Source organism: Streptomyces sp. BRA346 (assembly GCF_052851135.1).
The window spans coordinates 1-26319 of the sequence record NZ_JAIWIH010000062.1 but is presented as its reverse complement, the minus strand read 5'-3'; the positions used below and the strand labels follow the sequence as shown (position 1 = coordinate 26319).

At 71.7% G+C, this 26319-nt stretch carries 25 protein-coding genes and 1 riboswitch; of the genes, 8 read left to right on the top strand and 17 right to left on the bottom strand.

The window, feature by feature from the left end:
* Positions 1 to 16: 16 nt before the first annotated feature.
* Positions 17 to 1351 (bottom strand): aminotransferase class I/II-fold pyridoxal phosphate-dependent enzyme, encoded by a 1335-nt coding sequence (locus LCH29_RS41105; RefSeq protein ID WP_446466789.1) that lies wholly within the window; start codon positions 1349 to 1351, stop codon positions 17 to 19.
* Positions 1352 to 1388: 37 nt separating this feature from the next.
* On the opposite strand from LCH29_RS41105, the gene LCH29_RS41100 reads away from it, so the two are divergent.
* Entirely contained in the window at positions 1389 to 2105 is a 717-nt protein-coding gene (locus LCH29_RS41100) for a pyridoxamine 5'-phosphate oxidase family protein (RefSeq protein WP_446466788.1), read from the top strand.
* Positions 2106 to 2108: 3 nt separating this feature from the next.
* Here the strand turns inward: LCH29_RS41100 and LCH29_RS41095 are convergent, their stop codons facing one another.
* Positions 2109 to 3149 carry an EamA family transporter gene (locus tag LCH29_RS41095; RefSeq protein WP_446466787.1) on the bottom strand — a complete coding sequence of 347 codons (1041 nt, stop codon included), beginning with the start codon at positions 3147 to 3149 and terminating at the stop codon, positions 2109 to 2111.
* A 32-nt stretch (positions 3150 to 3181) separates the two neighbouring features.
* A complete protein-coding gene (locus LCH29_RS41090) occupies positions 3182 to 3709 on the bottom strand; it encodes a Clp protease N-terminal domain-containing protein (protein ID WP_446466786.1) in 528 nt (175 codons plus the stop codon).
* Between the two features lie 235 nt (positions 3710 to 3944).
* Between LCH29_RS41090 and LCH29_RS41085 the strand changes: the two genes are divergently transcribed.
* Together LCH29_RS41085 and LCH29_RS41080 are read left to right on the top strand one after the other, a co-directional pair.
* Positions 3945 to 4562, top strand: a complete 618-nt coding sequence (locus tag LCH29_RS41085; RefSeq protein WP_446466785.1) for an HAD domain-containing protein — start codon at positions 3945 to 3947, stop codon at positions 4560 to 4562.
* 4 nt (positions 4563 to 4566) lie between these two features.
* On the top strand, positions 4567 to 4995 hold the full coding sequence (locus tag LCH29_RS41080; protein WP_446466784.1) for a type II toxin-antitoxin system Rv0910 family toxin: 429 nt from the start codon (positions 4567 to 4569) through the stop codon (positions 4993 to 4995).
* 146 nt (positions 4996 to 5141) lie between these two features.
* On the opposite strand, the gene LCH29_RS41075 is transcribed toward LCH29_RS41080, so the two are convergent.
* On the bottom strand, positions 5142 to 5804 hold the full coding sequence (locus tag LCH29_RS41075) for a PadR family transcriptional regulator (protein ID WP_446466783.1): 663 nt from the start codon (positions 5802 to 5804) through the stop codon (positions 5142 to 5144).
* A gap of 140 nt (positions 5805 to 5944) precedes the next feature.
* Here LCH29_RS41075 and LCH29_RS41070 point away from each other — a divergent pair, with 140 nt between their 5' ends.
* Positions 5945 to 6760: a PhzF family phenazine biosynthesis protein gene (locus LCH29_RS41070; RefSeq protein WP_446466782.1), complete on the top strand. Its 816-nt coding sequence runs from the start codon at positions 5945 to 5947 to the stop codon at positions 6758 to 6760.
* A 21-nt stretch (positions 6761 to 6781) separates the two neighbouring features.
* On the opposite strand, the gene LCH29_RS41065 is transcribed toward LCH29_RS41070, so the two are convergent.
* The gene (locus LCH29_RS41065; protein WP_446466781.1) at positions 6782 to 7582 is read right to left on the bottom strand and encodes a CPBP family intramembrane glutamic endopeptidase; all 801 of its coding nucleotides are present in this window, start codon (positions 7580 to 7582) and stop codon (positions 6782 to 6784) included.
* Between the two features lie 339 nt (positions 7583 to 7921).
* Between LCH29_RS41065 and LCH29_RS41060 the strand changes: the two genes are divergently transcribed.
* The gene (locus tag LCH29_RS41060) at positions 7922 to 8191 is read left to right on the top strand and encodes a hypothetical protein (RefSeq protein WP_446466780.1); all 270 of its coding nucleotides are present in this window, start codon (positions 7922 to 7924) and stop codon (positions 8189 to 8191) included.
* A 13-nt stretch (positions 8192 to 8204) separates the two neighbouring features.
* On the opposite strand, the gene LCH29_RS41055 is transcribed toward LCH29_RS41060, so the two are convergent.
* Positions 8205 to 9707, bottom strand: a complete 1503-nt coding sequence (locus LCH29_RS41055) for a glutamate--cysteine ligase (RefSeq protein ID WP_446466779.1) — start codon at positions 9705 to 9707, stop codon at positions 8205 to 8207.
* 457 nt (positions 9708 to 10164) lie between these two features.
* Between LCH29_RS41055 and LCH29_RS41050 the strand changes: the two genes are divergently transcribed.
* Both LCH29_RS41050 and LCH29_RS41045 read left to right on the top strand, forming a co-directional pair.
* Positions 10165 to 10752 carry a hypothetical protein gene (locus LCH29_RS41050; protein ID WP_446466778.1) on the top strand — a complete coding sequence of 196 codons (588 nt, stop codon included), beginning with the start codon at positions 10165 to 10167 and terminating at the stop codon, positions 10750 to 10752.
* A gap of 268 nt (positions 10753 to 11020) precedes the next feature.
* Positions 11021 to 11227, top strand: coding sequence for a DUF5999 family protein (locus LCH29_RS41045; protein ID WP_009713198.1), 207 nt, complete (start codon positions 11021 to 11023; stop codon positions 11225 to 11227).
* A gap of 92 nt (positions 11228 to 11319) precedes the next feature.
* Here LCH29_RS41045 and gcvP read toward each other — a convergent pair whose 3' ends face one another.
* Positions 11320 to 14214 carry an aminomethyl-transferring glycine dehydrogenase gene (gene gcvP, locus LCH29_RS41040; RefSeq protein WP_446466777.1) on the bottom strand — a complete coding sequence of 965 codons (2895 nt, stop codon included), beginning with the start codon at positions 14212 to 14214 and terminating at the stop codon, positions 11320 to 11322.
* A gap of 190 nt (positions 14215 to 14404) precedes the next feature.
* Positions 14405 to 14502, bottom strand: a riboswitch (glycine riboswitch).
* Between the two features lie 130 nt (positions 14503 to 14632).
* Between gcvP and LCH29_RS41035 the strand changes: the two genes are divergently transcribed.
* On the top strand, positions 14633 to 14950 hold the full coding sequence (locus tag LCH29_RS41035; RefSeq protein WP_446466776.1) for a PRC-barrel domain-containing protein: 318 nt from the start codon (positions 14633 to 14635) through the stop codon (positions 14948 to 14950).
* On the opposite strand, the gene LCH29_RS41030 is transcribed toward LCH29_RS41035, so the two are convergent.
* From LCH29_RS41030 to LCH29_RS40985, 10 genes are all read right to left on the bottom strand, one after another.
* Positions 14940 to 16403 (bottom strand): DNA polymerase IV, encoded by a 1464-nt coding sequence (locus LCH29_RS41030; RefSeq protein ID WP_446466775.1) that lies wholly within the window; start codon positions 16401 to 16403, stop codon positions 14940 to 14942. The genes LCH29_RS41035 and LCH29_RS41030 overlap by 11 nt on opposite strands.
* 60 nt (positions 16404 to 16463) lie before the next feature.
* Entirely contained in the window at positions 16464 to 17090 is a 627-nt protein-coding gene (locus tag LCH29_RS41025) for a MerR family transcriptional regulator (RefSeq protein ID WP_446466774.1), read from the bottom strand.
* Between the two features lie 168 nt (positions 17091 to 17258).
* Entirely contained in the window at positions 17259 to 17732 is a 474-nt protein-coding gene (locus tag LCH29_RS41020) for a bifunctional nuclease family protein (protein WP_009713203.1), read from the bottom strand.
* 52 nt (positions 17733 to 17784) lie between these two features.
* On the bottom strand, positions 17785 to 18546 hold the full coding sequence (gene ftsR / locus LCH29_RS41015; protein ID WP_446466773.1) for a transcriptional regulator FtsR: 762 nt from the start codon (positions 18544 to 18546) through the stop codon (positions 17785 to 17787).
* Between the two features lie 21 nt (positions 18547 to 18567).
* Positions 18568 to 19419 (bottom strand): FHA domain-containing protein, encoded by an 852-nt coding sequence (locus LCH29_RS41010; RefSeq protein WP_446466772.1) that lies wholly within the window; start codon positions 19417 to 19419, stop codon positions 18568 to 18570.
* Between the two features lie 133 nt (positions 19420 to 19552).
* Positions 19553 to 20590, bottom strand: a complete 1038-nt coding sequence (locus LCH29_RS41005; protein ID WP_446466815.1) for a DUF881 domain-containing protein — start codon at positions 20588 to 20590, stop codon at positions 19553 to 19555.
* Between the two features lie 932 nt (positions 20591 to 21522).
* Positions 21523 to 21855, bottom strand: coding sequence for a small basic family protein (locus tag LCH29_RS41000; RefSeq protein ID WP_014058688.1), 333 nt, complete (start codon positions 21853 to 21855; stop codon positions 21523 to 21525).
* Entirely contained in the window at positions 21852 to 22790 is a 939-nt protein-coding gene (locus LCH29_RS40995; RefSeq protein WP_446466771.1) for a DUF881 domain-containing protein, read from the bottom strand. Before LCH29_RS40995 ends, LCH29_RS41000 begins: the two co-directional genes overlap by 4 nt.
* 117 nt (positions 22791 to 22907) lie before the next feature.
* Positions 22908 to 25403, bottom strand: coding sequence for a sugar phosphate nucleotidyltransferase (locus LCH29_RS40990; protein ID WP_446466770.1), 2496 nt, complete (start codon positions 25401 to 25403; stop codon positions 22908 to 22910).
* A gap of 109 nt (positions 25404 to 25512) precedes the next feature.
* Entirely contained in the window at positions 25513 to 26121 is a 609-nt protein-coding gene (locus LCH29_RS40985) for a CDP-alcohol phosphatidyltransferase family protein (protein ID WP_446466769.1), read from the bottom strand.
* Between the last annotated feature and the right edge of the window lie 198 nt (positions 26122 to 26319).

Below are 26319 nucleotides of genomic sequence, written 5' to 3'. Positions count from 1 at the left end.
TCGCCGGGAAGCTTCATCAGTCCACCCGCCCCGCCGGGGCCGGTCCCCTCGCCACCGCCGACGCCACGGCGTCGGCGACCCCGGCCACCTCACCGGCGCTCAGCGGAGACACCGTCAGCCGCAGCCCCGGCCCCGAGGCCACCCGGAACCGGGCACCCGGGGCGACCGCCCAGCCCGAGGACAGCAGGCGGGCCACCGCGCCCGTCTCGTCGGACACCGGCACCCAGACGTTCATCCCGCTGCGCCCGTGCGCGGCGACTCCGCGCTCCCGCAGCGCCCTCACCAGGGCGTCGCGGCGCACGTCGTACGACGCCGCGACCGTCGCCACGTCCACCGCGCCGGTGCGCCACAGATGCGCCACGGCGTCCTGGAGCAGATGGCTGACCCAGCCGGGACCGAGGCGCTGCCGTCCGCGCAGCCGGTCCAGGGTGACGGCGTCGCCGGTGAGCACCGCGAGGCGCAGATCGGGGCCGTACGCCTTGGCGGTGGAACGGACCAGGATCCAGTGGTCCGTGCTGCCCGCGAGCGGGTGCAGGGGCAGGTCCGCGATGCCGTGGCCGTGGTCGTCCTCGATGAGCACCACATCGGGGTGCCCGGCGAGGACGGCGCGCAGCTCGCGGGCGCGCGCCGCGCTCACCGCCGCGCCCGTCGGGTTCTGCGCCCGGTCGGTGACGACGAGCGCCCGTGCCCCCTGGCCCAGCGCCCGCTCCACTTCCTCCGGCAGCGGCCCGTCGTCATCCAGCCCGACGGGAACGGTGCGCAGCCCGAGCGCCGGGATCAGGTCGAGCACACTGCCCCAGCCGGGGTCCTCGACGGCGACCGCGTCACCGGGCCGCAGATGGGCGGCGAGGACGCGCTCGATGGCGTCGAGCGCGCCGGAGGTGACGGCGACGGGCCCGTCCGGCACGCCGTCCGCGTCGAAAGCGGCCCGAGCCGACGCGCCGATGCCGGGGGCGACCCCCGGCGCGCCGTACAGCGTGGGGGTGTCGGCGGCGCGCGCCGCGGCTTCCGCGAGGGCCGGGGCGAGCGACGGCAGCAGGGCGGGGTCGGGGTTGCCGGTCGCGAGGTCACGCGCGCCCGGGGCCTCGACCCGGAGCCACTCGCGGGGTGTGCTCGCCGGGCGCGCCCGCACCCGGGTCCCCCGGCGGCCCGCCGTCTCGATCACGCCGCGCTCGCGCAGGACGCGGTAGGCGGCCGCGACGGTGTTCGGGTTGACGCCCAGCCGCGTGGCCAACTCCCGCTGCGGCGGCAGTGGTTGGCCGGGCGGCAGCGCCCCGGCGCCGACCGCCCGCTCCACGCTGGCCGCAATCTCCGCTGCGCCACGCCCTTCGATCGGATATTCTCCTAGCACAAAAGACAGTTTGCACTAGTGCAATAGGAGAGCGCAAATGAGTGCGACCACCGAGCCGCCCGCCGAGCCGTCCACTGCGCCGTCCACCGAGCCGGACGGCACCGCCTACGCCGCGACCGACCGCACCACCCCGACCCGCGCCCGGCAACGCGCCTCGTACGACAAGGACGTGGTGCACGCGATCCTCGACGAGGGGTACGTCTGCCACCTGGGCTTCATACGCGACGGCGCCCCGGTCGTCCTGCCGACCCTCTACGCGCGGACCGGGTCCCGCCTCTACGTCCACGGCTCGACCGGGTCGCGCCCCCTGCGGATGGCGGGCGCCGAGGACCCGGGGCTGCCGGTGTGCCTCACGGTCACGCACGTCGACGGCCTGGTGCTCGCCCGCTCGGCGTTCCACCACTCGATCAACTACCGCTCGGTGGTGGTGCACGGCACCGCCCGTCAGGTGCTGGACGAGGCCGAGCGCGCGGCCGCGCTCGACGCACTGGTGGACCATGTGGTGCCGGGCCGGGCCGCCGACTCCCGCCGGGCGAACGCGAAGGAGCTGGCCGCCACCGCCGTGCTCCGCCTCGACCTCGACGAGGTCTCCGCCAAGATGCGCACCGGCGGCCCCAACGACGAGCCGGAGGACATGGCGCTGCCGTACTGGACCGGCGTGGTCCCGGTCGCCCGGACGCACGGCGCACCCGTCCCCGCGGACGACCTGGCGCCGGACACGCCCGTACCCGGCTATCTCGCGTCGCTGGGGTAGACCCTAGGGAGTGTCCTCCGGAGGCTCGTCCACCGCCGCGCGGCGGTGCCCCGACTCGGACGCGGCGACCGCGGGCGCGGCGGGGGACGGCCCCGCCGCCACCGGCTCCGCCGCCGCAGCCTTCGGCGCCGACGTCTGCGCGATCAGCGCCCCGGCCAGCACCACGGCACCGCCGACGACCTGGGCCGCGCCCAGGTGTTCGTCCAGCAGCACCCAGGCCAGCACGGTCGCGACGACCGCCTCCAGACAGGCCACGACCCCGGCCACCTGCGGCGACAGCCGACGTACAGAGAGCACCCCGGTCAGATACGCGATCACCGTGGCGATCAGCACGATCCAGCCCAGCAGCAGCACCGCGGGCACCCGCGCGCCCGCGAGGTCGGCCTGCCCCGTGAGCACCGGCCAGTGGGTCTCCCACGGCCGGGCGATCACCGTCAGCGTCGCGGCGCCGATGAGCAGCCCGTACGCGATGACCCCGAGCGGATCGGCCGCGTCCTGCCCCTCGCTGCCGTGGTCGGACAGGACGAAGTAGCCGACCTGGCAGCAGGCGGCGCCGAGGGCGAGCGCCAGCCCCAGCGCGTCGAAGCTCAGCCCGGACCACACCTCCACCACGCACGCGAGCCCGCCCACGGCGAGCACGACGCCGACCGCCGCCGCCCGGCTCACCGGCCGCCGCTGGACGAACCGGACCCAGCCCAGCACCAGCGCGGGCGCGAGGTACTCCACGAGCAGCGCGACCCCGACCGGGATGCGCGAGAGGGCGGCGAAGTAGAAGGCCTGGACGCCCGCCACGGCCAGCAGGCCAAAGCCCAGCAGCAGTCCGGGGCGCCGCAGCGGCAGCCGGCGGTGGCGCCAGGCCAGCGGCAGCATGACGAGGGCCGCGCCCGCCACCCGCAACCAGGTCACCTGCAACGGTTCGAGCCCCGCCCCGATCAGCGGCTTGGCGGCGACGCCCGAGCCGCCGAACGCGAGCGCCGAGACCAGGGCGAGCCCCAGACCGACACCCCTTCCCTGGCCATGCCGCTGGCCTCGCGTGCTGTGCATCGGGCCATCATGTCAGCCCGACGTCAGGACCGTCACCCCGTTTGCAACTGGCACGGTCCGCCGTCCAGCGCCGTGACCAGCAGATCCACATCCACCCCGACCCGCCGCAGCACCTCCACGGCCCGGCACTCCCGGTCGTAGGTCAGCGCGGCGAGGAGGTCGGGTCCCTCGGCGAGGAACGCGCCCCGCGCCGCGGCGCGCCCGGCGGCCGCCGCCATCGCGGTCGCGGCCGCCGGGGACCAGCCGGGCACCCCGTCACCGGCGCCGGTCACGGAGGTCTCGACCGCACCGCTCCACCGGAGCCCGTAGCCGATGGTGCGCTGCACCAGATAGCCGAGCAGCCGCACCACTTGGGGCGGACCCCCGGCGAACGCGCCCCACACTCGCGGGTCGTTCTCCACCAGGGTGTGCAGCAGATGGGCCGTGTCGAGGTGGGGGTCCCCGTCGCGTACGGCGCGCCGACGGGCCCCGGTGACCACGGCGGTCAGCCGCTCGCTCAGCCGGTTCTCGAACCCGGCGGCGGCCGGGTCGCCGGAAGCGGAAAGGGTAGGACTTCGCACGCTCTCACCCCATCAGTCCCTTGAGGCCGAAGCGTCCTCTGCGGGAAGCATGTGCGCATCCCACGGCAGTTGGGCGCGGATGACCGGAAATCATCCTCGGGGAGGAGAGAACCCCGCCTTCCTCCCGACTCGGAAACCCCTCGAAACCCCCGCGGCACGCAACCGGGGCCGCCCCGGGCACCGTCCCCCACTCACAACCGCGCCTTTCCGCCACACAGTGCCGCCAAGGAGTCCCATGACCGCCCGGCCGCTGCTCTTCCTGGACATCGACGGTGTCCTCAACCCGGTCCTGCCGTCCGACGGGTTCACCGCCCACGACATCCTCGACTTCACCGTCCTCCTCTCCGTCACCCACGCCAACTGGCTGCGGGAGCTGTCCTCCACCTACGAACTGGTCTGGGCCACGACCTGGGAGCACGAGGCCAACCGCCATATCGCGCCACTCCTCGAACTGCCGCAGCTGCCGGTCGTGGAGTTCACGGGCTACGTGCCGCGGCCGGACGACCCGAAGCTGCCGGTCCTCGACCTCTTCTCGGGCCGCAAGTGGGCCCCGATCCTGCGGTACGCCGGGGGCCGCCCGTTCGCCTGGGTGGACGACGTGATGCCGGAGCGGCTGGTGAGCCGGTCCCGACTGCGGCGCGACCAGCTGCTGCTGCCGATCGACCCCGCGCACGGACTGCGCCGGGAACACGTCGACCGGCTGCTGGAGCGCCCGCCCCGGGCGCGCCGCCTGCCGCGGCTGCGGCCGCGCTCCCCCCGGAAACCGCGAGCTGACGGCTCGTCAGTATTGAATGTTCCGGGCGGCGCGGCTACGGTGCGCAGCCCCGCCGCCGGACGCCCGGAAGGGACGTAACCCCATGGCCGAGGTCAGCGCGCAGTTACGCATCGAGGCACGGGCCGAGAAGGTATGGGCCCGGCTCACCGACTTCTCCTCGTACGGCGACTGGAACGTCACCCACGACGGCTTCCCGCAGGGCACCCCCGCCGCGCCGGAGCCCGCGGCGACCTACCAGGAGAACATGCGACTGATGGGCTTCCCGGCCGAAGTGACCTGGACCGTCGAGGAGTACGAACCCGGACGGGTGCTCGCCACCCGGGGCAAGGGCCCGATGGGCGTGCACCTCGGCATGCGCTATGCGCTGACGCCGGACGGGGACGCGACGACGGTCCGCGTCGACGGCGACTTCACGGGGGCGGCGGTGTCCCTGATGGCGGGAAAGCTCACGCACTCGGCGACCGCGGCGCTGGACGAGTCGCTGCGCAAGCTCGCCGCGCTGGTGGCATAGGGGGTGTCTTCCCGATCATGCCGGGCTCCCGATACCGCTGGGAGGTGCCCCCTCGCGCCTCCCCCAGCTACCGCTGGGAGGTGCCCCCTGACGCCGCTCGCTGATCCGGCCTGACCGACAAGACACCCCCTAGCCCGCCGCCCCACTCAGCCCCCGCCGCCCTCGGCGACCCCCTCACCTTCGGCATCCTCGTCGTCCTGCTCGGCGAGGATCAGATACAGCCGCTTGCGCGACTGGTTGATGACGGCCAGCGCCTTCTGCCGCTGCTCGGGGCTGCCCGTCTTCCAGACCTGCGCGAACGCCTCCATCAGCCCGAATCCGGCCTGCCGGACCTCCTGCATGGCCTCCCAGTCGATGCCACGCCCGGCCTCTTCCCACGGGGCCTGCGGTCCCGCCTCGGCCTCGGTACGCCCGGCGTCGGTGAGCGCGTACAGCTTCTTGCCGCCGTCGCTCTCGCTGCTGATCATCCCCTCGTCCTCGAGGAGTTGCAGCGTCGGATACACCGAACCGGGGCTCGGCTTCCACGCTCCCCCGCTGCGCTCGGCGATCTCCTGGATCATCTCGTAGCCGTGCATCGGGCGGTCCCGCAGCAGCGCCAGGATCGAGGCGCGCACATCGCCGCGCCGCGCCCGGCCGCGGCGCCCGCCGCCGCCACGACCCCGGCCGCCGAACGGAGGCCCGCCGAAGGGGGGTCCGCCGAAGCCGCCGGGTCCGGGGCCGAACGGCCCGAAGGCCGCGCGCCGCTCCTCGAAGTCACCCCGGTCGCGCCGGCCGGGTCCGCAGTGTTCATGTCCACGGTGGTGCCTCATCGTGACGCTCCTTTCATTCTCGATCCATCACGATGGCTCAACGATATATCGGAACCGATCGGATGGCAATGCCAGAAGGAGGTCCACCCTTCGGGGATTGGCCATGGTTCGGCCCCGGCCCGCCGCCTACGGTCGGGACCATGCGGATACGAATCGTCGATGCCTTCACCGACCGCCCCTTCGCCGGGAACCCGGCGGGAGTCGTCCTCCTGGACAGCGACGCCTTCCCGGACGACACCTGGCTCCAGGAGGTCGCCGCCGAGGTCAACCTGTCCGAGACCGCCTTCGCCCACCCGCTCCCCGAGGGGGCCGAGGCCGACTGGGCGCTGCGCTGGCTCACCCCGGCCACCGAGGTCAGCATGTGCGGCCACGCCACCCTCGCGACCGCTCATGTGCTGCGTACGACGGGCGCCGCGACCGGCACCGTACGGTTCGCCACGCTCAGCGGGGTGCTGTCCGCGGCAGGCGACCCCGACGGCACGATCACCCTGGACTTCCCGACCGCCCCGCTGACCGAGGTCACGGTCGCGGACGAGGTGACCGACGCGCTCGGCGCCACGGTCCGCTCCGCCCGGGACACCGGCCCCCACCTCGGCGATCTCCTGGTGGAACTGGCCGACGAGAAGTCCGTACGGGCCCTCACTCCCGACCTCGCGACGCTCGGGCGACTGGTCAAGCGGGCCGTCATCGCGACGGCGCTCCCCGAGGACCCCGCCTCCGGCTACGACTTCGTCTCGCGTGTCTTCGCACCCGGCGTCGGCATCGACGAGGACCCGGTGACCGGCAGCGCGCACACCGCGCTCGCGCCCTTCTGGTCCGCCCGGCTCGGCCGCGACGAGCTGACCGGACTCCAGGCCTCCGCCCGCACCGGGCTGGTCCGCACCGCGCTGCGCGGCGACCGTACGCTGCTGACCGGCCGGGCCGTCACGGTCATCGACGGGGAGCTGCTGGTCTGAACGGCCCCCGCCGGGGGCGGGTCAGGCCGTGGGCAGCCAGCCCACCTTGCCCGCCAGCAGGGCGTAGCCGACGAACGCCACGATGTCGATCAGCGCATGCGCGGCGACCAGCGGCCCGACCCGCCCCCACCTGCGGTAGAGCAGGACGAAGACGACGCCCATCGCCATGTTGCCGAAGAAGCCGCCGACCCCCTGGTACAGGTGGTACGAACCGCGCAGCACCGAGCTGGCCACCAGCGCCGCCATCGGCGTCCAGCCCAACTGCCCGAGCCTGCGCAGCAGATAGCCGACCACGATCACCTCCTCCAGCACCGCGTTCTGCACGGCGGAGACGATGAGCACGGGCAGCTTCCACCACACGTCGGGCAGCGCCTCGGGCACCACCGTCAGATTGCCCCCGGCCGCCCGCGCGCCCAGGTAGAGCAGCAGCCCGGTGCCGCCGATGCCCGCGGCGATCGCGGCGCCCCAGGCCAGGTCGGAGCGCGGCCGGGTGCGGTCGAAGCCGATCGCGCGCAGCCCGGCGCCCTCGCGCAGCAGCAGATGGGCCACGAGCGCGACCGGCACCAGCGCGGTCGCTACCCCGAACAGCTGCCAGGCGAGGTCCAGCCAGGGGCGGCCGGGCGCCTGGGAGCCGTTCATGGTGGCCGCCTGGTCCTTGAGACCGCCGGGCTTGGTCACCGAGCCGATGAAGCTGATCAGCGCGGACAGGGCGCTCGCGCCGAGCGACAGCGCCAGCACGAGCAGCGTCTCGTTGCGCAGGATCCGTCGCGGCAGGTCGCCCTCGATCGCGGGCAGCTCCGCCCCACGCGCCTCTGACTGCACTCCTGCCTCCACTTCCGCTCTTCACGCCTCATCGGCGCGCCCGCCCCGCTAAGGTCTCGAAAACACATCCGAGATCGCGCACGAGCAGGCTGGGCCGGGCGCCATCCGCCGGTGCGCCGCCCTCCTGACAGCGTCATCTTCCAGGAGAGACAGATCGCCATGGGACGCCACAGCCGGCCCGACGAATCCGACGGTCCCGACTACTCCGGCATATTCGATGCCATGGACCGCGCCGATCACACCGATCACGCGGATCACACGGATCGCACCGGGCGTATCGATCACTCCGCACCGGACAATACGGGGTCCAGACCCGGCGCGTCCTCCCGACGCCGGACCGTGGCGATCTCCACAGCGCTGGTGCTCGCCGTCGCGACCGGCGCCGTCGTGGTCTTACGCGGCGGGCTGCTGCCCTCCGCCGAGTCCTGCCGGAGCAACGCGGTGCGGCTCTCGGTGGCCGCGTCCCCGGACATCGCCCCCGCGCTGCGCACCGTGGCCGACCACGCCCGGAAGGCGGGCATTCGGTCCGATGGCCGCTGCCTGGACGTGAAGGTCAGCAGCCGCCCGGCGAAGGCCATCGTCGCCGCCGGAGAAGCGGGCGCGGGGTGAGGTCCGGCGTCGGTCAGGCCGACAGGTCGGCGGGCCAGGTGTGGACGGGGGCGTCGGTCCGCATCAGGGCGCAGTAGCGGCGGGTCATGGCGGCGAGCGCGGCGTCCCGCCCCAGCCCGCTGTCCCGCGCCCGGTGGTACGTCGCGGCCTGCCAGGACGCGCCGTTGACCCGCAGGGCGCAGCGCTGCTCGATCACTCCGAGGTAGCGGTCGCGGTCGGCGGGCTCGACGCCCCATGCGTCCAGTCCGGCGGCGGCCAGCGGCAGCAGTTCCTCGAGGACCAGCCGTACGGCGGAGGTGCGCGCCAGGGACGAGGAACGGCCGGGCTTCGGCCATTGCAGGACCGTGTCGATGCCGTGGCGGCACGCGGCGTCGAAGTTGGCCGCGGCGGCGGCGAACGGCAGCCGGGTCCACACCGGACGGGGCTCCTCGGCGAGCGCCCTGACCAGCCCGTAGTAGAAGGCGGCGTTGGCGATGACGTCGGTGACCGTGGGGCCCGCGGGCAGCACCCGGTTCTCCACGCGCAGATGCGGCACGCCGTCCACGACTTGGTAGACGGGCCGGTTCCAGCGGTAGATCGTGCCGTTGTGCAGCACCAGCTCCTGGAGTTCGGGCACGCCGCCCTCGTCCAGGATCCGCAGCGGCTCCTCGTCGGCGCCGGTGGACAGCAGCGGGGGGAAGTAGCGCAGGTTCTCCTCGAAGAGCTGGTACGCGTCGGTGATCCAGCGCTCGCCGAACCAGGTGCGCGGCCGCACCCCCTGCGTCGCGTATTCCGGTGCGCGCACATCGGTGGCCTGGAGGAACAGCGGCGGGCGGGATTCCCGCCACACCTCACGGCCGAAAACGAACGGGGAGTTGGCGCCGATGGCGATCTGCACGGCGGCCACGGCCTGCGCCGCGTTCCACACGGCGGCGAAGCGTCCGGGGGTGACCTGGAGGTGCAGCTGGACGGAGGTGCAGGCGGCCTCGGGGGCGATACTGGCGCTGGCGTAGCTGATGCGCTCGCGGCCCTCGATATCGATGAGGAAATCCTCGCCGCGGGCGGCCAGCATCTGTTCGTTGAGAAGTTTGTAGCGGTCGTCGTAGGACAGGTTGGCCGATCCGAGATCCCGGGTGGCCAGCGTCGGCAGAATTCCGATCATCACGATCTCGGAGGACACCTCGCGCGCCTTGCGGTCGGCATATGACAGTCCCGTTCGCAACTCTTCCGAGAGCTGATCCAGAACCCTGCCGTGCAAACGGTGCGGCACGATGTTTACTTCAAGATTGCACTGTCCGAGTTCGGTCTGGAAATCGTGACTCGCGATGCGCTCCAGAACCTCTGTGTTCATCATCCTCGGCAGCCCGTCGGCGCCTGCGAGATTCAGCTCGATCTCCAGCCCCATGAGATTCTTCGGGCGGTCGAATCGCTTGTCGGCCAGGAGCCGGGACAGCGCGTCGAGACACTGCCGCAACCGTCCGCGCTGCCGCTGCCGACCCGACGGATCGAACTCACCGGCTACGACCTTCTCCCCCATCGGAGCACCTCCTCGAGTGGATCATCGGCGCCCGCACCGCGCACACCACGCTCGATGATGCCCGCCAATGTGATCGATAACGCCCCGCGCGGCCCGCCCAGCCGGTAGGCTCTCAAGAGCGGCGCATTGCTCCAGGAAAATGGATCGGTGAGATCCAGCCTACCGCGGCGGACGTAAACCTCCAGGTCATATCCGTGCATCCAGCACCGAATCGGGGGAAATCCCCGCGTCCGCACGGACCGGAAATCACCTTGCGCGCAATATCGGGGACAGGTAGCCGAAACACTGCCGGAACATGAGTCGTATAAACTCGCTTTAGGAGGCAGAGAGATAACGCCCGGACAGTTCGTCCCGGCCCCCTCTGACCCGCGTACCGAGCTACGTACACCGACAGCGCGCGTCCATACCCTGGCCCGCTATCGCTCCACCGTGTCTCCGAAGTGAGAGGCGACCCACCATGCCGCTGCTCGTGCCCCCGGCCCCCGCGCCCGCCCTGCGCAGCGTCCTCACGGCCCTTGGTTCCCCCACCGCTGTCCGTGAGGTCCGAACCCCGGCACTCAGCTCCCTTCCCGGCCCCTTCGAACCCGAACTCCCGCTCCCCGTCCACGTCTTGGACGACATCACCACACTCGCCGGCCCGCCGCAGGTCAGACTCACCGGATGGCGCTTCATGCTCCGCGACGGCGACCGCACGGTGGCCGCCGCCGAGGCCAGGCTCACCGCCGACGGCTGGGCCTTCTCGCACTTCTCCGAGGGGCCGTACGTGGCCTCGGCCGAACTCGCCCTGCGCCAGGCCGAGTCGCTGCCGTCGGCGTACCAGCCGCGGCTGCTGTCCATCCCCGAGCTGTACATGGTCGCGCTGTGGCTGCACGGCGACCCCGCCGCGGACGCCGCCGAGGGCGGCTTCGGGGCCGGAGACCTGCTGGTGCCGCTCGCCCCGGCACCGCCCGGCATCGCGGCCCACCACCCGCACCCCGCGGCCGATCTGCTGCCGGTCCTCACCCATCGGCTGACGTCCGCCCCGCTGCTGGGCACCCCGGCCTGACCTGCCCCTTCGGCGACGTACGGTGCGCCCCGTGGTCCGCCGGGCCACGGGGCGCCGCGCTGCGGCCCGGTAACAGTCCCGCCACGGTGAACCGTCCGGTCGGGTGATGCGTCATTATCTAGCAAGACCGGTGCCGCGAAATCCCTGCGGAATCCGTGCCGCAGGGCAACACTGGGAGCATCCGACCGACACACAACGGGGGGCGGCCGACATGAACGCCGCAGCGAGCAGCAGGACATACACCTCACCGCAGCGAAAGAACCTCGCCATGTGCCAGCATCAACCACCGTGCCCGTCAGCCGACTCCGCCGACCGGGAGGCCGCCCATCTCGTGGCGCACCACCCGGAGCAGGGCTGGAGCCTGCTGTGCAACGGTGTCCTGCTCTTCGAGGACACCGGCGAGCTGCTGCCGGACGGGCGCATCATCGCCCCGTGCCGACCGCTCGCCACCGAGCACGTCGTGACCGCCGCCTAGGCTGACCACCTGGACGGCATGGCATCACCAGGGCCCGGCCCGGCGTATTGATCCGCCGAACCGGGCCCATCGTTGTGTTCACATCGTGGTGCTCAGTTCTCGTACGACTCCATGGGCGGGCACGAGCAGACGAGGTTGCGGTCCCCGAACGCCCCGTCGACCCGCCGCACCGGCGGCCAGTACTTGTCGGCCGAGACCCCGGCCGGGAAGACCGCCTCTTCCCTGGTGTACGGGTGGTCCCACGACCCGCTCAGCGTGGCGGCCGTGTGCGGCGCGTTCCGCAGCGGGTTGTCGTCCTTGGGCCACTCCCCCGAGCCGACCTTGTCGATCTCGGCGCGGATCGCGATCATCGCCTCGCAGAACCGGTCCAGCTCCGCCAGGTCCTCGCTCTCCGTCGGCTCGATCATCAACGTCCCGGCGACCGGGAACGACATCGTCGGCGCGTGGAAGCCGTAGTCGATCAGGCGCTTGGCCACATCGTCGACCGTGACCCCGGTCGCCTTGGTGAGCGGCCGCAGATCCACCACGCACTCGTGCGCCACCAGCCCGCCGGGCCCGGTGTAGAGCACCTGGTAGTGCGGCTCCAGCCGCTTGGCGATGTAGTTGGCGCCGAGCACCGCGGCCTGGGTCGCGCGGCGCAGCCCCTCGGCACCCATCAGCCGGATGTACGCCCAGGAGATCGGCAGGATGCCCGCCGAGCCCCACGGCGCGGCCGAGACCGGGCCGACGCCGGTGGCCGGGCCCGCGGCAGGCTGGAGCGGGTGGTTGGGCAGGTACGGCGCGAGGTGCTCGCGCACCGCGACCGGGCCGACGCCCGGGCCGCCGCCGCCGTGCGGGATGCAGAACGTCTTGTGCAGGTTGAGGTGGGAGACGTCGCCGCCGAACCGGCCGGGCTCGGCCAGCCCGACGAGCGCGTTGAGGTTGGCACCGTCCACGTACACCTGGCCGCCCGCGTCGTGCACGGCCGCGCAGATCTCGGTGATGTGCTCCTCGAACACGCCGTGGGTGGACGGGTAGGTGACCATGAGGACGGCCAGCTGCTCGCCGTGCTGCTCGATCTTGGCGCGCAGGTCGGCGGCGTCCACCTCGCCGTCCTCGCCGGTCTTGACGACGACGACCTTCATCCCCGCCATGACGGCGCTGGCCGCGTTGGTGCCGTGCGCGGAGGACGGGATCAGGCACACCGTGCGCTGCGGCTCGCCGTTGGCCCGGTGGTACGCCCGCACGGCCAGCAGCCCGGACAGCTCGCCCTGCGATCCGGCGTTCGGCTGGAGGGAGACCTTGTCGTAGCCGGTGACGTCGGCCAGCCGCTCCTCCAGCTCGCGGATCAGCGTCAGATAGCCGTGGGCCTGCTCGACCGGCGCGAAGGGGTGCAGCGCGCCGAACTCCGGCCAGGTGACCGGCTCCATCTCGGTGGTCGCGTTGAGCTTCATGGTGCAGGAGCCGAGCGGGATCATGCCCCGGTCCAGGGCGTAGTCCCGGTCGGCCAGCCGCCGCAGGTAACGCAGCATCGCGGTCTCGGAGCGGTACTGGTGGAAGACCGGGTGGGTCAGGTACGTGTCCGAGCGGAGCAGCTCCGCGGGGAGCGCGTCGGCCGTCGCGGCGTCCAGCTCGTCGATGCCGCTCCCGTCGCCGCCGTCGACGCCGAAGGCGGACCATACGGCGGCCAGCTGGGCGCGGCCGGTGGTCTCGTCGCACGCGATGCCGACATGATCGGCGTCGGTCAGCCGGAGGTTGACCCCGGCCTCCCGGGCGGCGGCCACGACGTCGGCGGCCTTGCCGGGGACGCGCGCGGTGAGGGTGTCGAAGAATGCGTCGTGCACCAGCTCGACGCCGCCCGCCCGCAGCCCCCCGGCGAGGACGGTGGCGTAGCGGTGGGTGCGGCGGGCGATGGCCGCGAGCCCGTCCGGGCCGTGGTAGACCGCGTACATTCCGGCCATCACCGCGAGCAGGACCTGCGCGGTGCAGATGTTGCTGGTGGCCTTCTCGCGGCGGATGTGCTGCTCCCGGGTCTGGAGCGCCAGCCGGTACGCCTTGTCCCCGTCCGCGTCCACCGAGACCCCGACGAGGCGGCCGGGCAGGCTGCGGGCGTGGGCGGCGCGCACGGACATGAACCCGGCGTGCGGGCCGCCGAAGCCCATGGGCACGCCGAACCGCTGGGTGCTGCCGACCGCGATGTCCGCGCCCAGCTCACCGGGCGAGGTGAGCAGGGTGAGCGCGAGCAGGTCGGCGGCGACGGTGACGATGGCACCCAGCTCATGGGCCCGCTCGATGACCGGGCGCAGGTCGCGGACGGCGCCGGAGGCGCCCGGGTACTGGAGCAGCACGCCGAAGACACCGCGCTCGGCGATCTCCTCCGGGATGCCGTCGGTCAGGTCGGCGACCACGACCTCGACGCCGGTCGGCTCGGCGCGGGTCTCGATGACCGCGATGGTCTGCGGCAGACAGTCGGCGTCGACCAGGAAGACGCCCTCCTTGACCTTGCCGACGCGGCGCGACAGCGCCATGGCCTCGGCGGCGGCCGTGGCCTCGTCCAGCAGCGAGGATCCGGCGGTGTCCAGGCCGGTCAGATCGGCGACGACGGTCTGGAAGTTGAGCAGGGCCTCGAGCCGACCCTGGGAGATCTCCGGCTGGTACGGGGTGTAGGCGGTGTACCAGGCGGGGTTCTCGAGGACGTTGCGCAGGATCACCGGCGGGGTGAAGGTGCCGTAGTAGCCGAGGCCGATCATGGACGGCAGCACCTGGTTGCGGTCGGCGAGCGCACGCAGCTCGGCGAGGACCTCGGCCTCGCTGCGGGCCGGCGGCAGCCGGAGCGCCTCGGCACTCTTTATGACCTCGGGTACGGCGGCGGCGGTCAGCTCGTCGAGGGAGCCGAAGCCGACCTGGGCCAGCATCTTGGCCTGCGCTCCGGCGTCGGGGCCGATATGACGCTGCTCGAATGGAGTACCGCGCTCCAGTTCGGCGAGCGAGATGCGGTGGGTGGTCATCAGCGGGGGCCTCCTGGTCTGTGACGACCGGCGAGGGGCACCGCGGCGCGGGTGCCCTTACGGCCTCCCCCTCTGTCATCTCAACCTGAGAGCTTCACCGGCCCGTTCGTGCCTGACCGGCTTTCACCGTCGGTGAGGAGGGGTTCCGGAGCGTGTGCTCCCCGTGGCCCACCCTGCTTTCCAGAGTGACCTCACCCGCACGGTACGTGTGCCTGAGAGATTCCGGGGAGGATTTGCTCCTTCGGCGCCTCCGACACCATTGTCGAAGGACTCTCCCGCACGGGGTCTACAGCCACAGCCAGCGTACCAGCGCGTCTTACTCCCGGGAGGGGTTGGCCGCCAGGTGCTCGAGTGGCCGCGTACGGGGATGTGGCTTTTGGTAGGTATCACCGGATCATCGCCACCTGTGGGAGAGAGCGTGCAGACGGACATCGACCCGCGGACCCTGATCGGCCGCAAGGCATTCGACCGCGAGGGCGCCAAGATCGGCACTGTGGACGAGGTCTACCTCGACGACGCGACCGGCGAGCCCGAGTGGGCGGCGGTACGCACCGGCCTGTTCAGCCGGGACGTCTTCGTACCGCTCGAACCGAGCGAGGTCGTCGGCGACACGCTGCGGGTGCCGTACGACCGGGCGCTGATCAAGGGCGCCCCGGACCTCGGGGTCGGCCGCCATCTCTCCCCGGAGCAGGAGCTCCAGCTCTACCACCACTACGGGCTCGACGTCACCGGCTGACCCCGCTCCCGGCCGGATGCCCTGCGGGCTCGGCAGACTCGGGGGGCTCGGGGGGCTCGGGGGGCCGGACCAGCGGCAGGGGCTCGCCCGGCTCCAGCTCCGGGTCGTCCACGGCGAACGTCCGCACCCGGCCGGGCCCCGACCAGGGCACCTCGAAGCGCACGGTCACCCGCCCCACCCCGCTGCCCTGCACCCAGCCCGCCCCGTACTCCGCGTGCCGCACATCGATCCCCGGCAGCCACGCCCGTGGCCTCCCGGAGCCCTCAGCGGCCTCTGGGGCGCCCGAGCCCTCCGGCTCGGGCATCTCGGCGCCAGAACCCCTCTCCGGGTCCTCCACGGCGCCGTGAGCGGCCTCAGCGGCTTGGGCGTCGTGAGCGGCTTGGGCGGCTTGGGCGAACAGATCCTCCTGCGTGTAGTCCGCGAGCCCCGACACGCCCACCCCCAGCAGCCGCACGCCCGCCGTGGTGTCCACCCCGTCGATCAGCCGCGCCGCGGCCTCCCTGACCACGCCGGGGTCGTCGGTGGGCCCGCGCAGGGTCTCCGAACGGGTCAGCGTCGAGAAGTCGTACCGCCGCACCTTGATCACGACCGTGCGCCCCGAGCGGCCCGCCTCCCGCAGCCGCCGCACACAGCGGTCGGCCAGCCGCGCCACTTCCAGCTGCACCCGGGTCCGGTCGGTCACGTCGACGTCGAAGGTGTCCTCCACCGAGATGGACTTGGCGTCCCGCTCGGCGACCACCGGCCGCTCGTCCCGCCCGCTGGCCATCAGGTGCAGCGACGCCCCGTGGGCCCGGCCCAGCAGCCGGACCAGCTCCGCCTCGCCCGCCTCCCGGGTCTCGGCGACGGTGTGGATCCCGGCCCGGCGCAGCGCCTCCGCGGTGGCCGGGCCGACGCCCGGAAGGGTGCGCACCGGCATCGGGTCCAGCAGCTCCCGCTCCGTACCGGGCTCGATGACCGCCAGGCCGTCCGGCTTGGCCTGCTCGGAGGCGATCTTGGCGAGCATCTTGGAACCGGCCAGGCCCACCGAGCCGGTCAGCCCGGTCACCGCGCGGATGTCGGCCCGCAGCCGCTCCGCCACGGCCCGCGCCACCGCCACCCGCGGCTCGGTGCCGCCCGCCTCCAGGTCCACGAACGCCTCGTCCAGGCTCAGCGGCTCCACCAGCGGCGACAGCGCGCGCAGCAGCCCCATGACCTGGTCGCTGACCTGGCGGTAGAGGGAGAAGCGGGGGGTGAGGTAGGCCGCGTTCGGACAGAGCCTGCGGGCCTGCGCCATCGCCATGGCCGAGTGCACCCCGAACACCCGGGCCTCGTACGACGCCGTGGCCACCACCCCGCGCGGGCCGAGGCCCCCCACGATCACCGGCTTCCCGCGCAGGCTGGGCTTGGCCGCCTGCTCCGCCGAAGCGTAGAAGGCGTCCATGTCCAGATGGAGAATCGTCGGCGCACCCCTCACACGTTCGATGCTGCCGCACACCACTGACAATCGGGCGTCGGCCGCGGGGTGGGAGCGCTCTCAGCCGGCCCGGTTGCGGCGCCGGGCGAGCTCGTCGGCGGGGTTGTGGCCGACCAGGGTCTCGCCGGTGTCCACCCGCTCCCCGTGCAGCTGGGACAGCGCGCTCTCCACGTCCCGCCACACCACGCCCACCGCGATCCCGAAGACGCCCTGGCCACCCTGGAGGAGGTCCACGACCTCGTCGGGCGAGGTGCACTCGTACACCGTCGCGCCGTCGCTCATCAGCGTCATCTGCGCCAGGTCGTCCAGGCCCCGGGTGCGCAGGTGCTGAACGGCAGCCCGGATGTTCTGGAGGGACACACCGGTGTCCAGCAGCCGCTTGACGATCTTGAGGACGACCACGTCCCGGAAGCTGTACAGCCGCTGGCTGCCCGACCCGTACGCGGGCCGCACGCTCGGCTCCACCAGGCCCGTGCGCGCCCAGTAGTCCAGCTGGCGGTAGGTGATGCCCGCGGCGGCGCACGCGGTGGGGCCGCGGTAGCCGACCGTCTCCGTTCCCGCCGCGGCGGGCTCCCGTGGTGCCGTGGGCTGTGCCGCGACCCGAGCCTTCAGTGCCGGATCGGCCGGTGCGCTCCCCTGGAGCGTGTACGGACCGCCGGCTGCCGTGCCGTCGCCGGTGCTTCTCACGCCGACCTCCGTCCTCGACCTGCCTCCTCGAAGGTAGGCAGTCACCCGGGGTGCGTCAACGATCGCCACACTCGGCACGCCGAGTGATAATCACCCTGAGAGTGGTTTCCCGTGTCCCTCGTCCGGGAAAGGCTACTCGAATGCGCTAGCGAGGTCCGGCAGACCGCTTCACTGACTGCTGCTTCCGAAGTCCTCGGGCGAGATCTGGTCGAGGAACTCGCGGAACTTCTCCACCTCGTCCTCCTGCTCGTCCGGGATGGCGATACCGGCGTCGTCCAGCACGCCGTCGCTGCCGTAGATCGGCGTCCCGGTGCGCAGCGCGAGCGCTATGGCGTCGGACGGCCGCGCGCTGACCTCCACACCGCTGGCGAAGACCAGCTCGGCGTAGAAGACCCCCTCCCGCAGATCCGTGATCCGGACCTCCGTGAGGGTCTGGCCGACCGCTTCGAGTACGTCTTTGAATAGGTCGTGGGTCAGCGGGCGTGCCGGAGCCATGCCCTGCTGTGCGAAGGCGATCGCGGTCGCCTCCCCTGGTCCGATCCAGATGGGGAGGTAGCGGTCGCCTCCCACTTCACGCAGGAGCACGATCGGTTGGTTGGAGGGCATTTCCACCCGGACACCCACGACGTCGAGCTCGTTCACACAGCAACCCTAGGACGTGCCCGGCCGGTTTGGATAGTCGGGGCCGGATCGGTCAGTGCGCGGCGGCCCGCAGAGCCGACTGCACCAGGGCCGCGTGCAGCCGGACGGAGAGCGTCGCCAGCTCGCGCGCGCTGGCCTCCGCATGCGCTCTGGTCTGCGGGTTTCGATGCAATCGCAGCGGTGCGACCACTTGCTCGACCAGTCCGGCCTCGCGCTCGGCGGCTGCTTTCATGATCCGCAAATGGCGTGGCTCCAGACCGAAGCGGCCCAGCTCGGCGAGCAGCCGGGCGACCGTCACGGCCTCGACGTCGTAACCGCCGCCGTCGTCGTGCGCGATCAGCCCGTACGACTCCCAATCGGCCAGCTCCGCCTCGCTGACCTGCGCAGATGCCAGCAGCTCGGCCCGGCCCACCCGGGCCACGGTCTGGCTCTCGGGAGACACGGCCCCCTGGTCGGTCCCCGGCTCCAGCAGCTCGTGCGGCCGCGCCCCCGGCGAAACGGCAGGAAGCTGCGGCCGCTCACCCCGCTCCAGGGCCTCCAGGTGCTCTCGGATGACCTTGAGTGGCAGGTAGTGGTCACGCTGCATGCGGAGGATGAGAGCGAGCCGCTCCACATCCTCCTGACTGAACTTGCGGTAGCCCGACGGCGTGCGCCGCGGCTCCACCAGCCCTTCGGACTCCAAGAAACGGATCTTGGAGATGGTGACTTCGGGGAACTCGTCGCGCAGCAGATTCAGCACGGTGCCGATACTCATCGACCGGCCGCCCGCGGGGGCGGTGCCGGTACCGGCACCGCCCGACGGTGTCTGAAGCATGGACGGACCTCCCCTGGCGGGTCAGATGCCGACGCCCCGCTGGCTCGGGTAGAAGACCAGCCGGTACTTACCGATCTGCACCTCGTCGCCGCTGGTCAGGACCACCGGCGCGTCGATCTGCTCCCGGTTGACGTACGTCCCGTTGAGGCTGCCGACGTCGGCGACGGTGAAGCTGCCGTCCTGGCCGCGCCGGAACTCCACATGGCGGCGGGAGACCGTCACGTCATCCAGGAAGATGTCGCTCTGGGGGTGACGGCCGGCCGTGGTCAGATCGCTGTCCAGCAGGAAGCGACTGCCCGAGTTCGGCCCGCGGCGGACCACCAGCAGCGCGGAACCCAGCGGCAGCGCCTCCACGGCGGCCTGGGCCTCCGGGCTGAGCGACGGCAGCGGCGTCTGCCCGGTCACCTCGGAGTCGTACGCTTCGATGCCGGAGATGGAGATCGTCGACGTGGTCTCCGAGGCACGCTCCGAGGGCGCCTGGCCCCGCAGGGGCGCGCCGCAGTTGGAGCAGAAGCGGCTGTCCTCCGCGTTCCGATGCCCGCACCTCGTACAAACAGGCAATCCGGGACCTCCACTACGCGAGGCCGATGAGTCCTCGAAACCTATGCGCCCGGCCGCCGAGGGGTCAACAGAAGACGCGCTCTGGCCGCCCGAAATGTCACCGCCCTGGCCGCCGACCTGATCCCGGAACAGCGGGCGCTCCTCGCTCCCCCCTCCGCTCTCGTCCCCACCACGCCCCGCGCGGTGGCGAGCGGTGCTGCTGCCGCCGTCCTGGCGTGCACTCTTCCCGAACAACTTCCCGAACAACTTCACGGGCGATTCCCCTTGACTGAAACAGACCCGCCCGTGGGGCAGGACAAACCCTCGATGCACACACCAGCAGACGGTCCGGACATCCTCACAACGTCCGCGACCACCAGACAGTTTCCATCACGCGCGACTCTTCTGGTGCGTCGACCCCCCGCATCCACATGGTCTCGCCGAGAGACCCTCATATCGAACCGCCTCACCGTGATGACGACCGAGCGTAGTCAGGGCGCTTCCCCGACCGCAAGGCGTCCACAACGATCTTCTTCTCCCGCCGGACGGACACGGTGGCCTGCTCCTTCTCGAGACTCTGCACCACTCCGCCCGGAATGTTCAGCGCGGGCTCCAGGTCCTCCGGCTTGCCGATCACCTTCACGACGTACGGCTGCGTCACTTTCCGTCCATCGATCTCCACCGAGCCGCCGGCGTCCGAGAAGTAGGAGTTGGCGACCACCCGGACCTTGCCGATCTGGATGGCCTCGGCACCCGCCGCCCGCAGCTCCTGCACCGTGTCGAGCAGCATGTCGGCCTCCACGGAGCCCTGGGAGTCGTCGATGGTGATCTCGATCCCCGGTCCCTGCGCGGCGACCGTTCCCGCGAGCACGCCCAGCTGCTGCTCCTTCTGGAGCGTCTGCTTACGGGCCTCCTCCGCCTGGTCCGAGCTGTTCTCCAGCTCGGTGCGCTGATTCTCCAGACGGCGCTTCTCGTCCTGAAGCCGCTGGGTGCGCGAGTCCAGCTCGTCCAGGATCCGCACCAGGTCCTCCTGGCGGGCCCCGCGCAGCACGCTGTTCTCGTTGGTCGAGCGCACCTGGATGGCCAGGCCCAGGCCCAGCCCGAACAGCAGCACGGCGACGATCAGCTGCGCCCGGGTCACCCGGGGCGGCCACACGCCCTTCAGCAGCCGCTGCCGACCGGTCAGCGCCTCGTCCTTCGCGCCCCCGGGCTTCCCCCCGGGCGCGGCCTCGGCACGGGGCCCCGGCCCGTTCCACGGCCCGCCGCCGTTGCCCGCGCCATCGGCCGGGCGACGCCCGTTCGGCCCCGACGCCGAGGGCGGCCCCGCGGCACCCGGGCCCCGAGGCGGCGCGCCCTGGGGAGCCTGGCCCCGGCCGCCCTGAGGGGCCGGACCCCGGCCACCCTGAGGGGCCGGACCCCGGCCGCCCTGAGGGGCCGGACCCCGGCCGCCCTGGGGCACCTGGCCCTTGGGGGCCGGGCCGCGGGGCGGGGTGCTCCGCGGCAGCGGGGCCCTGAGGGCCGGGCGGGGGCCGGGCGGCCCGTCAGGCCCGGGGCGTGTCGCCTGGGGCGCCGGGGGCTTCAGCGGGGCGGCCTTGCGCCGCTCCTCCCCGTCGGGATGCTCGGGCTTCCCGCTCGCCTCCGCGCGCTTCTCCGGCGGCTTGGGCAGCGCCCCCTGCCCCGGTCCACCCTGCGTACCCGGCTGCTCGGGCGCGCGCTGCTGCCGCGGCTGCCCGGGTCCCTCGGACGCGCCGGTCCGCTCGGGTGCGCCCTGCTGCCGCGGCTGCCCGGGCTGCCCGGGTCCGCTCTGCGGTCGCAGCTTCGCAGACTGCTCGGAGTCGCCAGGCTGCTCGGGGCCACTCCGCCGCGCCGAAGCACCAGGCCGCCCAGGTGCGCCCTGCGGCCGGGACTTCCCGGACGGCTCGGACGCGCCGGGCCGCTCGGAGTCTCGCGGCTTCTCCGCCGTGTTGCGCGGCCCCTCCGCCGTGGCCCGTTCCTCGGACGACTCCGCCGCCTGGGGCTTCTCGGCCTGCCCGGGCCGCTCGGAGTCTCGCGGCGTCGCGAAACGCTCGGGCCGCTCGGCGTCCGAGGCCTGACGGGACTCCCCGAGCTGCTCGGGCTTCCCGGCCGGCCTGGCCTGCTCAGGCCGCTCCGACTCACGCGGCGTCTCGCGCCGCTCCGGCCTCTCGGACTCGCGCGCCGTCGCGGGACGCTCCGGCCGCTCGGAGTCCTGGACCTGACGGGAATCCCCGACCTGCTCAGGCTTTCCGTCCCGCTGGGCCTGCTCAGGCCGCTCAGGCCCGCGCGGGATCTCAGGCTGCTCAGCCCGCTCAGCCCGCTCAGCCCGCTGAGGCTGCTCGGACTTCCCGGCCCGCTCCGCCTCACGCGGCGTCTCGCGCCGCTCCGGCTTCTCTGGGGTGTCGTCGGTCGTCATCGGCCTCACGCCCGGAACACGTGCCGACGGATCGCGGCAGCGTTGGAGAAGATGCGGATACCGAGGACGACCACGACCCCGGTGGACAGCTGGGCGCCGACGCCGAGCTTGTCACCGAGGAAGACGATCAGTGCGGCCACCACCACATTGGACAGGAACGATACGACGAAGACCTTGTCGTCGAAGATCCCGTCCAGCATCGCCCGGAAGCCGCCGAACACGGCGTCCAGTGCCGCGACGACGGCGATCGGCAGATAGGGCTCGACCACCGTCGGCACCACGGGTCGGACCACAAGCCCGACCACGACTCCCACGATGAGGCCCAATACGGCGATCACGATGTGCCCTTCCCTGTTTCGGTGCCACCCTTGCCGGCACCGCCGACTATGGGTTCTGCGCTACGTACGATCAGGCTCGGCGCGGCAGGCAGCCGCACCGTGTCCTGGGCGGAAATGCTCGTGCGGATGTCGTAGTTCTCCTGCAACACGTGGAGGTACTGCCCATCGGCACTGTCCTGGAAAGCGGTGCTCAGTCGCTGCCCGTCCCCCACCGCGAGCACCGTGTACGGCGGCGCCAGCGGCTTGTTGTCGACCAGTATGGCGTCTCCCGCGGCCCTGATCGCCGACAGTGCCGTCAGCCGCTGTCCGTTGATCGCCACGGCCTCCGCGCCCGACTCCCACAGACCGTTGACGACGCGCTGCATGTCGTGGTCGCGTACCCGCCCCGTATCGGAGAAGTCGTTGCTCTCCCTGGGACCCCCGCCGCTCCCCGACGCGGACTGCTTGGCGTCGTTGACCACCAGCTTGACCCCGGGACCGGACACCGCGGTCGCCCCCGAGAGCAGCGCCACCAGGTCGCCCTTGGCTCCCCCGTGCTTCTGGAGCGCCTGCCGCTGCTTCTCCCCCACGTCGCCGCGGAGCTTGTCCACGCTCTTGGCGAGCCCGTCCGCCTTCGCGTTCCCCGACTCGATGCGGTCGATGAGTTCTCCCCGCTCCTTGGCCAGCGTCGGCGCCGATATCCGGGCCTCGGCGGCCCCGATGGTGACCACGATCGCCACCATCACCAGGCCGAGGGCCATCGTCAGCCGCCCGCGCAGGGTGCGCGGCAGACGGGACCGGCCGGTCTCGCCACGCCGTGCGGCCGCCTCGGCGTAGCCGTCGTCGAGGCTGTGGTCCATCACGTTGGTCAGCAGCGACATGGACGCGTCGAGACGCGGGCGCGGGCTCGACGTTTCTGTGCTCCGAACGGGGGGCTGCTGCGACATGCCGCACATCGTCGCACGTCGGGGGCGCCGCCTCCCAATGGCCCCACCGGCGTGCCGGATCCGGGCCGGGGAGAGGGCGCCCCAACGTGTTCAAACGGGTTCAAGAGCCGTCGGAAGACCCCCGGATCAGCGCCCGGCGCTGTCCACGACACCGGCCCACTCGTCGAGCAGCGCCTGCGCCGACGCGTCGTCCGGGCCCTCCGCCCACAGGTGGGTGACGGCCTCGGCCGGGTCGGGCAGCACCATCACCCAGCGGCCGTCGGCCTCCACGACCCGCACCCCGTCGGTGGTGTCCACGGACCGGTCGCCCGCGGCCTCCACGACGTGCCGCATGACCAGACCCTTGACCGCCCACGGGGTGGCCAGGTCACGCCGCTGCACATGGGCCCGCGGAATCCGCGCGTCGATCTGACTGAGCGTCAGCTGGGTGCGCGCCACCAAGCCGATGAGCCGGACGAAGGCGGCTGTACCGTCGAAGACGCTGCTGAACTCGGGGACGATGAAGCCGCCGCGGCCGTCGCCGCCGAAGATCGTCGTCTCGGACCGGGCGACCCGGGTGAGATCGTCCGCCGCGGTCGTCGTCCACTCCACCTGGGTGCCGTGGTACGCCGCGACCTGCTCGGCGATACGGGTCGTGGTCACCGGAAGCGCCACCCGCCCGCTCCGTCGCTCCGCGGCCACCAGGTCCAGCATCACCAGCAGCGCCCGGTCGTCCTCCACGATGCGGCCGCGCTCGTCCACGAGCGAGAACCGCTCACCCACGGGATCGAACCGGACGCCGAAGGCCGCGCGGGCCGAGGCGACGATCTCCCCGAGCCGGGCGAGCCCGGAGCGGCGCCCGTCGGCGGTCTCGGTGGGGCGCGACTCGTTCAGCCCCGGGTTGATCGTCAGCGCGTCCACTCCGAGGCGTCCCAGCAGGCTGGGGAGGACGAGCCCGGCGCTGCCGTTCGCGGCGTCCACCACGACCTTGAGACCGGACTCGGCGATACCGCTGACGTCCGTGGACCGCAGCAGCGAGCCCGTGTACGAGTCGTAGACGCTCGACGGGAAGCTCAGGTCACCGATCTCCCCGGGGAACGCCCTGCGGTACTCCTGGCGCGCGTAGACCCGGTCCAGCTTGCGCTGTTTTCCTGCGGACAGATCGGCGCCGCGTTCGTCGAAGAACATGATGTCCACGGAGTCGGGGACCCCGGGCGATGTACGGATCATGATGCCGCCGGCGCTGCCCCGGGCCGTCTGCTGGCGGGCCACCGGCAGCGGCACGTTCTCCAGGTCCCGGACGTCGATGGCGCTGGTCTGGAGGGCAGAGATCATGGCCCGCTTCAGGGCGCGGGCGCCGCGGGAGTGGTCGCGCGCCGTGGTGACCGTGGAGCCCTTCTTGAGGGTCGTGGCATACGCACCGGCCAGCCGCACCGCCAGCTCGGGCGTGATCTCCACATTGAGGATCCCGGACACGCCCCGGGTCCCGAAGAGATTGGCCTGTCCCCGGGACTCCCAGATGACCGAGGTGTTGACGAACGCGCCCGCTTCGATGGTCTTGAACGGATAGACCCGGACGTTCCCCTGAACGATCGATTCTTCACCGATCAGACACTCGTCGCCGATCACCGCCCCGTCCTCGATGCGGGAGGCACGCATGATGTCGGTGTTCTTGCCGATCACACAGCCGCGCAGATTGCTCTGCTGGCCCACGTAAACGTTGTCATGGACGACGGCCTTGTGCAGGAAGGCGCCGCTCTTCACGACGACGTTGGAGCCGACGACGGTGTGCTCCCGGATCTCGGCGCCCGCTTCCACCTTGGCGTAGTCACCGATGTAGAGCGGGCCGCGGAGCACGGACTCGGGATGCACCTCCGCGCCTTCGGCGACCCAGACGCCGGGCGAGATCTCGAAACCGTCGAGTTCGACCTCGACCTTCCCCTCCAGCACATCGGCCTGGGCCTTCACATAGCTCTCATGCGTGCCGACGTCCTCCCAGTAGCCCTCGGCGATGTAGCCGAAGATGGGCTTGCCCTCCTTCATGAGCTGCGGGAAGACATCACCGGACCAGTCGACGGGAACATCCGGCTCGACGTAGTCGAAGACTTCGGGCTCCATGACATAGATGCCGGTGTTGACCGTGTCCGAGAAGACCTGGCCCCAGGTGGGCTTTTCGAGGAAGCGCTCGACCTGGCCCGCCTCGTCGACGATGGTGATTCCAAATTCAAGCGGATTGGGGACCCGGGTCAGGCACACCGTGACCAGCGCACCCTTTTCCTTATGAAAATTGATGAGCTCGGTGAGGTCGAAATCGGTCAGGGCGTCGCCCGAGATCACCAGAAAGGCGTCGTCCTTGAGGGCTTCTTCCGCGTTCTTGACGCTGCCCGCGGTGCCGAGCGGCTTCTCCTCGTTGGCGTACGTGAGCTCCATGCCGAGCTCCTCGCCGTCCCCGAAGTAGTTCTTGACCAGAGACGCGAGGAACTGCACGGTCACCACGGTCTCGGACAGGCCATGCCGCTTGAGCAGCCGCAACACATGCTCCATGATCGGCCTGTTGGCCACGGGCAGCAGCGGTTTGGGCATGGTCGCGGTCATCGGGCGCAGACGAGTTCCCTCGCCCCCTGCCATTACGACGGCCTTCATGTCGGAAGCGTCCTCCTCGAAAGAGACGACGGTCATGCCGACCGCGCACGCCCGATGGCCCATGAAATCGCTACGGGCACCCGGTCCTGGGTTGTCCACTACGGCGAACTCAGTCGGCCGCGGCGTCCGCCTTCACCAGCCGGCGGACCTGAACCACGTAGAGGACTCCTGCCCACCAATAGAGTGTTGTACCCCATCCGGCGAACGCCCATCCGAAAATAGCGGCGGTCGTGTGAAGTGGGCCACTTCCATCACTCAGAAGGAGCAGAGGGAAGGCGTACATGAGGTTGAACGTGGCCGCCTTGCCGAGGAAGTTCACCTGCGGCGGCGGATAGCCGTGGCGCCGGAGGATCCACACCATCGCGACGAGCACGACCTCGCGTGCGAGGAGAACCACGGGCAGCCAGAGCGGCAGGATGTCCCGCCACGTGAGGCCGATGAGCGTCGACAGGATGTAGAGCCGGTCGGCTGCGGGGTCGAGGAGCCGCCCCAGACTGCTGATCTGGTTCCAGCGACGGGCCAGCATGCCGTCCAGATAGTCGCTCACCCCGCTGAGCGCCAGCACCAGCAGGGCCCAGAGGTCGCTGTTGGGCCCGCCGAACTCGGGCCGGAGAATCAGCCACAGGAAAAGCGGTACGCCGAAGAGGCGCGCGGTGCTGAGGATGTTCGGGATGGTGAGTACACGATCCGTCTGGACCCGTGTCTCCTGAACCTCCACCCGGGGGCCTCCTGTGAGGGAATCAGCCGATGATGCCCCATGACTCTACCGGTAGTGCCACCGGGGCCCCTCACCGGGGAGGTAGTGACATATACGAATAAGGCCCTGTTGGGAGCTTGAAGCTCCCAACAGGGCCTTTTCCAAAAATTGTTCGGCGGCGTCCTACTCTCCCACAGGGTCCCCCCTGCAGTACCATCG

Bases quoted from the DNA above. Each gene is read 5' to 3' on its own strand.
- LCH29_RS40990 (WP_446466770.1), bottom strand. From the start codon at position 25,403: ATGAAGGCCGTCGTAATGGCAGGGGGCGAGGGAACTCGTCTGCGCCCG.
- LCH29_RS40995 (WP_446466771.1), bottom strand. From the start codon at position 22,790: ATGTGCGGCATGTCGCAGCAGCCCCCCGTTCGGAGCACAGAAACGTCG.
- LCH29_RS41055 (WP_446466779.1), bottom strand. From the start codon at position 9,707: ATGGGGGAGAAGGTCGTAGCCGGTGAGTTCGATCCGTCGGGTCGGCAG.
- LCH29_RS41070 (WP_446466782.1), top strand. From the start codon at position 5,945: ATGCGGATACGAATCGTCGATGCCTTCACCGACCGCCCCTTCGCCGGG.
- LCH29_RS41050 (WP_446466778.1), top strand. From the start codon at position 10,165: ATGCCGCTGCTCGTGCCCCCGGCCCCCGCGCCCGCCCTGCGCAGCGTC.
- LCH29_RS41080 (WP_446466784.1), top strand. From the start codon at position 4,567: ATGGCCGAGGTCAGCGCGCAGTTACGCATCGAGGCACGGGCCGAGAAG.
- LCH29_RS41085 (WP_446466785.1), top strand. From the start codon at position 3,945: ATGACCGCCCGGCCGCTGCTCTTCCTGGACATCGACGGTGTCCTCAAC.
- LCH29_RS41045 (WP_009713198.1), top strand. From the start codon at position 11,021: ATGTGCCAGCATCAACCACCGTGCCCGTCAGCCGACTCCGCCGACCGG.
- LCH29_RS41100 (WP_446466788.1), top strand. From the start codon at position 1,389: ATGAGTGCGACCACCGAGCCGCCCGCCGAGCCGTCCACTGCGCCGTCC.
- LCH29_RS41075 (WP_446466783.1), bottom strand. From the start codon at position 5,804: ATGAGGCACCACCGTGGACATGAACACTGCGGACCCGGCCGGCGCGAC.
- gcvP (WP_446466777.1), bottom strand. From the start codon at position 14,214: ATGACCACCCACCGCATCTCGCTCGCCGAACTGGAGCGCGGTACTCCA.
- ftsR (WP_446466773.1), bottom strand. From the start codon at position 18,546: ATGCTTCAGACACCGTCGGGCGGTGCCGGTACCGGCACCGCCCCCGCG.
- LCH29_RS41095 (WP_446466787.1), bottom strand. From the start codon at position 3,149: ATGCACAGCACGCGAGGCCAGCGGCATGGCCAGGGAAGGGGTGTCGGT.